Genomic DNA, 10,324 nt, shown 5'->3' on the forward strand with positions numbered 1-10,324 from the left:
TAATGTGGCCGCATTTAGGAGTACGATTTTGCCGTTAATCGTGCATACTGAACGCTTTTTTGTGGGCCAAGGGACTACGCACACATTTCATATTTCAACGAAAGACTAGTCTATGAGCACTGATAATAAGCAATCGTTGCCCGCGATTACCCTCGCGGCGATTGGAGTTGTCTACGGCGATATTGGTACCAGCCCGTTATATACGCTTCGTGAATGTTTGTCTGGCCAGTTTGGTTTTGGCGTTGAACGCGATGCCGTGTTTGGCTTTCTATCGCTGATTTTCTGGCTGTTAATCTTTGTGGTTTCCATCAAATATCTTACCTTCGTGATGCGCGCGGATAACGCCGGAGAAGGGGGGATTCTGACGTTGATGTCGCTTGCCGGGCGTAATACGTCGGCTCGAACGACCTCAATGTTAGTGATTATGGGGCTGATCGGCGGCAGCTTTTTCTATGGCGAAGTCGTCATAACACCCGCCATTTCGGTGATGTCTGCCATCGAAGGTTTGGAAATCGTCGCCCCGCAACTGGATACCTGGATAGTTCCCCTCTCAATAATTGTTCTCACGTTACTGTTTATGATTCAAAAACATGGCACTGCTATGGTTGGTAAGCTGTTTGCGCCAATCATGCTGACCTGGTTTTTGATTCTGGCAGGGCTGGGGTTACGTAGCATTATTGCTAACCCGGAAGTGCTGCATGCGCTGAATCCGATGTGGGCGGTGCATTTCTTCCTTGAATATAAAACCGTTTCCTTTATTGCATTAGGGGCGGTGGTGCTGTCGATTACCGGTGTCGAGGCGCTGTATGCCGATATGGGGCATTTTGGTAAGTTCCCGATTCGTCTGGCGTGGTTCACTGTCGTATTGCCGTCTTTGACCCTTAACTACTTTGGTCAGGGAGCATTGCTGCTAAAGAATCCGGAAGCGATTAAGAACCCGTTTTTCCTGTTGGCTCCGGACTGGGCGCTGATCCCGCTGCTGATAATCGCCGCACTGGCGACGGTAATAGCTTCGCAGGCGGTTATATCTGGCGTCTTCTCGTTGACGCGTCAGGCTGTACGTCTGGGATATCTGTCGCCGATGCGCATCATTCACACTTCTGAAATGGAGTCAGGGCAAATCTACATTCCGTTTGTGAACTGGATGCTCTATGTCGCAGTAGTGATTGTGATTGTTAGCTTTGAGCACTCCAGTAACCTGGCGGCGGCGTACGGGATTGCGGTGACCGGAACAATGGTACTGACGTCTATTCTTTCGACGACAGTGGCGCGTCAGAACTGGCACTGGAACAAGTATTTTGTTGCGCTGATCCTGATTGCTTTCCTTTGTGTCGATATTCCGCTATTCACCGCTAACCTCGATAAACTGCTTTCCGGCGGCTGGTTGCCATTGAGCCTCGGTACGGTGATGTTTATCGTGATGACCACCTGGAAGAGCGAGCGTTTCCGCCTGCTGCGGCGGATGCACGAACATGGTAATTCTCTGGAAGCGATGATTGCTTCGCTGGAGAAATCACCGCCTGTTCGCGTTCCCGGAACAGCGGTGTATATGTCGCGTGCAATCAATGTCATTCCCTTTGCGCTGATGCATAACTTGAAACATAACAAGGTATTGCATGAGCGGGTGATTCTGTTAACTCTGCGTACCGAAGACGCGCCATATGTCCATAATGTCCGTCGGGTACAGATTGAACAACTGTCGCCCACTTTCTGGCGCGTGGTGGCAAGCTACGGCTGGCGGGAAACACCAAACGTGGAAGAAGTCTTCCACCGCTGTGGCCTGGAAGGGTTAAGTTGCCGGATGATGGAAACCTCATTCTTTATGTCCCATGAGTCGCTGATCCTCGGCAAACGCCCGTGGTACTTACGTTTGCGTGGCAAACTGTACTTGCTGTTGCAGCGTAATGCACTGCGCGCACCGGATCAGTTTGAAATCCCACCAAACCGGGTTATCGAGCTGGGTACTCAGGTCGAAATCTAACGCCAGACGCCTCCTTTCTCCATAAAGGAGGCGTTTTTGTTTTTCATGCTTAATCACGATGTAAAACGTTTCGATGTTGATCACATTTCAGTAACGTTGCGATGGTTTTCTCTGTTCAGTCAGGATTAAACTGCTGGTCAGCGAAACGTTTCGCTGATGGAGAAAAAAATGAAAAAAGGCGCCGTTCTTAATTCTGATATTTCATCGGTGATCTCCCGTCTGGGGCATACCGATACGCTGGTGGTGTGTGATGCTGGTTTACCCATCCCTAAAACGACAACGCGTATCGATATGGCATTAACCCAGGGTGTACCTTCTTTTATGCAGGTGCTGGAAGTTGTTACGAGTGAAATGCAGGTTGAGGCAGCCATTATTGCGGAAGAGATCAAACAACATAATCCGCAACTCCACGAAACGTTGCTCACTCACCTTGAGCAGCTGCAACAACACCAGGGAAACACCATTGAAATTCGTTACACCACGCATGAACAATTCAAACAACTAACTGCCGAAAGTCAGGCGGTAATTCGCAGCGGAGAATGTTCTCCGTATGCGAATATCATTCTCTGTGCTGGCGTGACGTTCTGAGGCCGTCATGGAAGCATTACTACAGCTTAAAGGTATTGATAAAGCCTTCCCGGGCGTAAAAGCCCTCTCGGGCGCCGCGTTAAATGTCTATCCGGGCCGCGTGATGGCGCTGGTAGGCGAAAACGGCGCGGGTAAATCCACCATGATGAAAGTGCTTACCGGTATCTATACTCGCGATGCCGGTACGCTTTTATGGTTGGGTAAAGAAACGACGTTTACCGGGCCGAAATCTTCCCAGGAAGCCGGAATTGGTATTATCCATCAGGAACTGAACCTGATCCCGCAGTTGACCATTGCGGAAAACATTTTCCTCGGTCGTGAGTTTGTGAATCGCTTTGGCAAAATTGACTGGAAAACCATGTATGCCGAAGCGGATAAATTGCTGGCAAAACTTAACCTGCGTTTTAAAAGCGACAAGCTGGTGGGTGATCTTTCGATCGGTGACCAGCAAATGGTTGAAATCGCGAAGGTATTAAGCTTTGAGTCGAAAGTCATCATTATGGATGAACCGACAGATGCGCTGACTGATACCGAAACCGAATCCCTGTTCCGGGTCATTCGCGAGCTGAAATCGCAAGGGCGCGGCATTGTCTATATTTCCCACCGCATGAAAGAAATCTTCGAGATTTGCGATGACGTTACCGTTTTTCGTGACGGGCAATTTATTGCCGAGCGTGAAGTGGCATCACTGACCGAAGATTCGCTGATTGAGATGATGGTGGGCCGCAAACTGGAAGAGCAGTATCCACACCTGGACAAAGTGCCGGGAGATATCCGCCTGAAAGTCGATAATCTCTGCGGACCTGGTGTTAACAATGTCTCTTTTACCCTACGCAATGGCGAAATCCTTGGCGTCTCTGGTTTGATGGGCGCGGGGCGTACCGAATTGATGAAAGTGCTCTACGGCGCCCTCCCGCGCACCAGCGGCTATGTCACGCTGGATGGGCATGAAGTTATTACCCGTTCACCGCAGGATGGCCTGGCGAACGGCATTGTGTATATCTCTGAAGACCGTAAACGCGACGGTTTAGTGCTGGGCATGTCAGTAAAAGAAAATATGTCGCTGACTGCGCTGCGCTACTTCAGCCGTACTGGCGGCAGTTTGAAGCATGCCGATGAACAGCAGGCCGTGAGTGATTTTATTCGCCTGTTCAATGTGAAAACGCCGTCAATGGAACAGGCGATTGGCCTGCTCTCCGGTGGCAATCAGCAAAAGGTGGCGATTGCCCGTGGCCTGATGACGCGCCCAAAAGTGCTTATCCTTGATGAACCTACCCGTGGCGTAGATGTCGGCGCGAAAAAAGAGATCTATCAGCTGATTAACCAGTTCAAAGCCGATGGCCTGAGTATCATTCTGGTGTCATCGGAAATGCCAGAAGTATTAGGCATGAGCGATCGCATCATCGTCATGCATGAAGGGCATCTCAGCGGGGAATTTACTCGTGAGCAGGCCACCCAGGAAGTGTTAATGGCTGCCGCTGTGGGCAAGCTTAATCGCGTGAATCAGGAGTAAAAAAATGACAACCCAGACTGTCTCTGGTCGCCGTTATTTCACGAAAGCGTGGCTGATGGAGCAGAAATCGCTTATCGCTCTGCTGGTGCTGATCGCGATTGTCTCGACGTTAAGCCCGAACTTTTTCACCATCAATAACTTATTCAATATTCTCCAGCAAACCTCGGTGAACGCCATAATGGCGGTCGGGATGACGCTGGTGATCCTGACGTCGGGCATCGACCTGTCTGTAGGTTCTCTGTTGGCGCTGACCGGCGCTGTCGCTGCATCTATCGTCGGTATTGAAGTTAACGCACTGGTGGCTGTCGCAGCCGCTCTCGCGTTAGGTGCCGCAATTGGCGCGGTAACCGGGGTGATAGTGGCGAAAGGTCGCGTCCAGGCGTTTATCGCCACGCTGGTTATGATGCTTTTACTGCGTGGTGTGACCATGGTTTACACCAACGGTAGCCCGGTGAATACAGGCTTTACCGAGAACGCCGATCTGTTTGGCTGGTTTGGTATTGGTCGTCCGCTGGGTGTACCTACGCCTGTATGGATCATGGGGATTGTCTTCCTCGCGGCCTGGTACATGCTGCACCACACGCGTTTGGGACGTTACATCTACGCGCTGGGCGGCAATGAAGCGGCAACGCGTCTTTCTGGTATCAACGTCAATAAAATCAAAATCATCGTCTATTCTCTTTGTGGTCTGTTGGCGTCGCTGGCTGGGATTATTGAAGTGGCACGCCTCTCCTCCGCGCAACCGACGGCGGGGACGGGCTATGAACTGGATGCCATTGCGGCAGTGGTTCTGGGTGGTACGAGTCTGGCGGGCGGTAAAGGTCGCATTGTTGGGACGTTGATCGGCGCATTAATTCTTGGCTTCCTAAATAATGGATTGAATTTGTTAGGTGTTTCCTCCTATTACCAGATGATCGTCAAAGCTGTGGTGATTTTGCTGGCGGTGCTGGTAGACAACAAAAAGCAGTAATAACGACTACAGGACATCTTGAATATGAACATGAAAAAACTGGCTACCCTGGTTTCTGCTGTTGCGTTAAGCGCCACCGTTAGTGCGAATGCAATGGCAAAAGACACCATTGCGCTGGTGGTTTCCACGCTCAATAACCCGTTCTTTGTATCGCTGAAAGATGGCGCGCAGAAAGAGGCAGATAAACTCGGCTATAACCTGGTGGTGTTGGATTCCCAGAACAACCCCGCAAAAGAGCTGGCGAACGTGCAGGACTTAACCGTTCGCGGCACCAAAATTCTGCTGATTAACCCGACCGACTCCGACGCGGTGGGTAACGCCGTGAAGATGGCAAACCAGGCGAACATCCCGGTTATCACCCTTGACCGTCAGGCAACGAAAGGCGAAGTGGTGAGCCATATTGCTTCTGACAACGTACTGGGCGGTAAAATCGCAGGTGATTACATCGCGAAGAAAGCAGGTGAAGGTGCGAAAGTTATCGAACTGCAAGGCATTGCCGGTACATCCGCAGCTCGTGAACGTGGCGAAGGTTTCCAGCAGGCTGTTGCTGCTCACAAATTTAACGTCCTTGCCAGCCAGCCCGCAGACTTCGACCGCACCAAAGGTTTGAACGTAATGCAGAACCTGCTGACCGCTCATCCGGATGTACAGGCAGTGTTCGCGCAGAACGATGAAATGGCGCTGGGCGCACTGCGTGCGCTGCAAACTGCAGGTAAATCAGATGTGATGGTCGTCGGATTTGACGGTACACCTGATGGCGAAAAAGCAGTAAATGATGGCAAACTGGCAGCGACTATCGCTCAGTTACCCGATCAGATTGGCGCAAAAGGTGTCGAAACCGCTGATAAAGTTCTGAAAGGCGAAAAAGTTCAGGCGAAATATCCGGTTGATCTGAAACTGGTTGTTAAGCAGTAGTCTTAGTCAGGTTTTATAACCTGATAGTGGCATTAATACGTCATCGACAGATGAACGTGTAATATAAAGAAAAGCAGGGCACGCGCCACCCTAACCCGGTGGCGCATTTTATGGACATCCCGAATATGCAAAACGCAGGCAGCCTCGTTGTTCTTGGCAGCATTAATGCTGACCATATCCTTAATCTTCAATCTTTTCCTACTCCAGGCGAAACCGTAACCGGTAACCACTATCAAGTCGCATTTGGCGGCAAAGGTGCGAATCAGGCTGTGGCAGCAGGGCGTAGCGGCGCGAATATCTCGTTTATAGCCTGTACTGGTGATGACAGCATTGGCGAGAGCGTACGCCAGCAGCTCGCTACTGATAACATTGATATTTCACCTGTAAGCGTGATCAACGGTGAATCAACAGGTGTAGCGCTGATTTTTGTTAATAGTGAAGGCGAGAACGTCATCGGTATTCATTCTGGAGCTAACGCTGCCCTTTCCCCTGTGCTGGTAGAAGCACAACGCGAGCGTATTGCGAATGCCTCAGCATTATTAATGCAGCTGGAATCACCACTCGAAAGTGTGATGGCAGCAGCGAAAATTGCCCATCAAAATAAGACTATCGTTGCTCTTAACCCGGCTCCGGCTCGCGAATTACCCGATGAATTGTTGGCGCTGGTGGACATCATTACGCCAAACGAAACGGAAGCAGAAAAACTTACCGGTATTCGTGTTGAAAATGATGAAGATGCGGCGAAAGCTGCGCAGGTACTGCATGAGAAAGGTATCCGTACCGTCCTGATTACCTTAGGGAGTCGTGGCGTGTGGGCTAGCGTGAATGGCGAAGGTCAGCGTGTTCCTGGTTTTCGTGTTCAGGCTGTCGATACCATTGCTGCCGGAGATACTTTTAACGGCGCGTTAATCACGGCGTTGCTGGAAGAAAAACCGTTGCCAGAGGCGATTCGTTTTGCTCATGCCGCCGCTGCTATTGCCGTAACGCGTAAAGGCGCACAACCGTCAGTACCGTGGCGTGAAGAGATCGACGCGTTTTTAGATAGGCAGAGGTGACGCTTGGCTACAATGAAAGATGTTGCCCGCCTGGCGGGCGTTTCTACCTCAACAGTTTCTCACGTCATCAATAAAGATCGCTTCGTTAGTGAAGCCATTACCGCCAAAGTTGAAGCGGCGATTAAAGAACTCAATTACGCGCCATCGGCCCTGGCGCGTAGCCTCAAGCTTAATCAAACACATACCATTGGCATGTTGATCACCGCCAGTACCAATCCTTTCTATTCTGAACTGGTGCGTGGTGTTGAGCGCAGTTGCTTCGAACGTGGCTATAGTCTTGTCCTTTGTAATACTGAAGGCGATGAGCAGCGAATGAATCGTAATCTGGAAACGCTGATGCAAAAACGCGTCGATGGCTTGCTGTTACTCTGCACCGAAACGCATCAGCCTTCGCGTGAAATCATGCAACGTTATCCTACAGTGCCTACCGTGATGATGGACTGGGCGCCGTTCGATGGTGACAGCGATCTCATTCAGGATAACTCATTGCTGGGGGGCGATTTAGCAACGCAGTATCTGATCGACAAAGGTCATACTCGTATCGCCTGTATTACCGGACCTCTGGATAAAACGCCTGCACGTTTGCGGCTGGAAGGTTATCGGACGGCGATGAAACGTGCTGGCCTCGACATTCCCGATGGCTATGAAGTGACTGGTGATTTTGAATTTAACGGCGGGTTTGACGCCATGCGTCAACTGTTATCACATCCGCTGCGTCCTCAGGCGGTCTTTACCGGAAATGACGCAATGGCAGTGGGTGTTTACCAGGCGTTGTACCAGGCTGGATTGCATGTCCCGCAAGATATTGCGGTGATTGGGTATGACGATATTGAATTGGCAAGCTTTATGACGCCACCGCTCACCACTATCCATCAGCCAAAAGATGAACTGGGGGAGCTGGCGGTTGATGTACTCATCCACCGAATGGCGCAGCCAACCTTACAACAACAACGATTACAACTTACTCCGATACTGATGGCGCGCGGCTCGGCTTAGATTTTTGCTGGCGTTTAATCAAGTTATTACCATCAGTAACCTTCAGGAGCATGAACATCGCTGCTGAAGCAACCGTGATAATCCCCATCGTAATAAACGTATAGTGGAATTGTTCGATAATCGTCGAGCCTTCCATCCCTTCATAAATGCGAAGAACGGCTGCACTAACGGCAACGCCTAGACTGATCGACAACTGTTGCGTAACCGCCAGGACGCTGTTACCACTACTGGCGTTGTTATCTGTCAGATCGGCAAGTGTTATGGTATTCATCGCGGTAAATTGCGTCGACATCGCCATCCCTAAAATAAACAACGGCAAAATTAGCATCCATATCGCCATTGCCTGTGATTGCAATGAGAACTGGGCGATCATCAGACCAATAATCACCGTAATTCCCACTAACGTATGGCGATAGCCCAGACGCCGTAAAATCTGCGTAACCATCGATTTTGCAATAATGGAGCCTAACGCTATCGGTGCCATCATGCAGCCGGCAATAAACGCCTGATAACCAAATCCTACCTGTAACATCAATGGCATAAGAAATGGTACACAGCCGGTCCCCAGACGGGTTGCGATATTACCAACGATACCGATCGAGAAGGTGCGTGTTTTAAATAAATCTAATGAGATTAATGGGTTTTGTGTGCGTCGGGCATGGAGGATATAGACAAGCAGTAACACTATGCTGGTTACTATGACTGTCAAGGCAATCCAGGTTTCAACAATTTTCTCACCAAACAGCTCGATTCCACTTGAGAAGAGCACAAGGCTAAGACCAAACAGTAAGAAACCAGTGATATCAAATTTTCGACGTGCTGTGGTGAAGTTGGGCATATGTTTGCGAGCGTAGAGAAGGCCCGCAATACCAATGGGGATATTGATTAAAAAGATCCAGTGCCATGTTGCCCAGGTGACCAACATGCCCCCAAGAACTGGCCCTAAAATCGGCCCTACCAGACCCGGCATGGCGACAAAATTCAGTACGGGGAGAAGTTCATTGCGTGGGTATGCGCGCAGTAACGCCAGGCGAGCGACCGGCATCATCATTGCGCCGCCTATCCCCTGAATAACACGGAAGACAACCAGTTGTGGCAGCGAGTTTGAGAGTGCGCAGGCCAGAGAGCCCAACGTGAACAAGCTAACGGCAATGGTAAAAATGCGGCGCGTGCCGAAGCGATCGGCCAGCCATCCGCTGACCGGAATAAGCATCGCCACCGTCAGCGTGTAACTGATGATGGCTGATTGCATAGCGAGAGGGGAGCGATTAAGACTATGAGCGATATCGGGTAGGGCGGTATTCAGGATAGTGGCATCAAGTGCCTGCATGAAGAAAGCCATTGCCGCAATCCATGGCAAACCCGCCATACTGAGTTTCTTTTTCTCGCTCATTCAATGTCCCTTTGTCTGGTTATCACTTATCCGGAGTGTGTAGCAGCGCCTTACAAGCTTTAAATGCCGCGTCGCCATCGCTTTGGATAATCGCATCGACGATCGCCTGGTGCAGATCCAGCTTTATCACGGTGTCGCTGGTTATTGACGTGAAGTAAGTGTGATAAACCGAATGGAATAGTGAGGCGAAAGAGGTCAAAAACGGATTGGCGCTCATTTCATAGATGTGCTCATGCCAGGCCATATCGACCTCAACCCAACGTTCTCGGCGAAAATTATCTTTTAATGCGACCATTTCGGCCATTAGCGTGTTGAGACGCGCCTTTTGTTCTGCTGTTCCCACCGTTGCAGCCAGTAAACAGGCTTGCGGCTCCAGACAGATACGCATAACCAGAAAGTGATCAATGACCTGATGAAAGTTCTCTTCTGTCATCCACCAGGTGAGCAATTCCTGATCAAGAAAGTTCCAGTTGGATTGTGGCATGACCCGGGTACCAATTCGTGGACGCGGTAAAACCATCCCTTTTGCCGTTAACGTCTTGACCGCTTCGCGTACCGCAGTACGACTCACACCAAATTGCTCACCCAGTTCAATTTCACCTGGCAAAATGGCGCCAGGTGCGTATTCACCTTTTAAGATTCGTTGTGCCAGCTTCTCAGCCAGAACATATGAAAGGTTTTTCTGTGCAGCTAACTGTTGTGCGCTTAAAGGCATTACTTATCTTCCTTTTTCTTTTTATTCCTCTTTAGTATGCCACCTGGATGTGTGATTGCGGTTGCAAAAACGGCAAATTGCTTGTTTTATGGCACACTTACAGGTGTTTTGCTGAAAAAACGCGCATTCGGAAAATTATTTTAAATTTCCTCTTGTCAGCTCAGAATAACTCCCTATAATGCGCCACCACTGACACGG

General features: G+C 50.0%; 9 protein-coding genes. 7 read left to right on the forward strand and 2 right to left on the reverse strand.

Annotated elements, in window-relative coordinates:
* Window positions 1–112 precede the first annotated feature (112 nt).
* The 7 genes from kup (at window position 113) to rbsR (ending at window position 8,018) form a co-directional block, all read left to right on the forward strand.
* Entirely contained in the window at window positions 113–1,981 is a 1,869-nt protein-coding gene (kup, locus tag H9644_RS12150; RefSeq protein ID WP_000102319.1) for a low affinity potassium transporter Kup, read from the forward strand.
* 168 nt (window positions 1,982–2,149) lie between these two features.
* Window positions 2,150–2,569 carry a D-ribose pyranase gene (gene rbsD / locus H9644_RS12155; protein WP_105289510.1) on the forward strand — a complete coding sequence of 140 codons (420 nt, stop codon included), beginning with the start codon at window positions 2,150–2,152 and terminating at the stop codon, window positions 2,567–2,569.
* 7 nt (window positions 2,570–2,576) lie between these two features.
* Window positions 2,577–4,082: a ribose ABC transporter ATP-binding protein RbsA gene (gene rbsA / locus H9644_RS12160; protein ID WP_064525894.1), complete on the forward strand. Its 1,506-nt coding sequence runs from the start codon at window positions 2,577–2,579 to the stop codon at window positions 4,080–4,082.
* A gap of 4 nt (window positions 4,083–4,086) precedes the next feature.
* Window positions 4,087–5,052, forward strand: coding sequence for a ribose ABC transporter permease (gene rbsC, locus H9644_RS12165; protein WP_000211858.1), 966 nt, complete (start codon window positions 4,087–4,089; stop codon window positions 5,050–5,052).
* A gap of 24 nt (window positions 5,053–5,076) precedes the next feature.
* Window positions 5,077–5,967: a ribose ABC transporter substrate-binding protein RbsB gene (gene rbsB / locus H9644_RS12170; RefSeq protein ID WP_001056273.1), complete on the forward strand. Its 891-nt coding sequence runs from the start codon at window positions 5,077–5,079 to the stop codon at window positions 5,965–5,967.
* A gap of 125 nt (window positions 5,968–6,092) precedes the next feature.
* A complete protein-coding gene (gene rbsK / locus H9644_RS12175; protein ID WP_064526096.1) occupies window positions 6,093–7,022 on the forward strand; it encodes a ribokinase in 930 nt (309 codons plus the stop codon).
* 3 nt (window positions 7,023–7,025) lie between these two features.
* Window positions 7,026–8,018 carry a ribose operon transcriptional repressor RbsR gene (gene rbsR / locus H9644_RS12180; RefSeq protein WP_074399415.1) on the forward strand — a complete coding sequence of 331 codons (993 nt, stop codon included), beginning with the start codon at window positions 7,026–7,028 and terminating at the stop codon, window positions 8,016–8,018.
* Here rbsR and mdtD read toward each other — a convergent pair.
* Window positions 7,984–9,411 carry a multidrug transporter subunit MdtD gene (gene mdtD / locus H9644_RS12185; RefSeq protein ID WP_064525888.1) on the reverse strand — a complete coding sequence of 476 codons (1,428 nt, stop codon included), beginning with the start codon at window positions 9,409–9,411 and terminating at the stop codon, window positions 7,984–7,986. The two genes, rbsR and mdtD, sit on opposite strands and share 35 nt — an antisense overlap.
* A 22-nt stretch (window positions 9,412–9,433) precedes the next feature.
* Window positions 9,434–10,126: a FadR/GntR family transcriptional regulator gene (locus tag H9644_RS12190; RefSeq protein ID WP_064525886.1), complete on the reverse strand. Its 693-nt coding sequence runs from the start codon at window positions 10,124–10,126 to the stop codon at window positions 9,434–9,436.
* Window positions 10,127–10,324: the final 198 nt, after the last annotated feature.

The sequence above is a fragment of the Escherichia whittamii genome, from assembly GCF_014836715.1.
GTDB classification, from domain to species: domain Bacteria; phylum Pseudomonadota; class Gammaproteobacteria; order Enterobacterales; family Enterobacteriaceae; genus Escherichia; species Escherichia whittamii.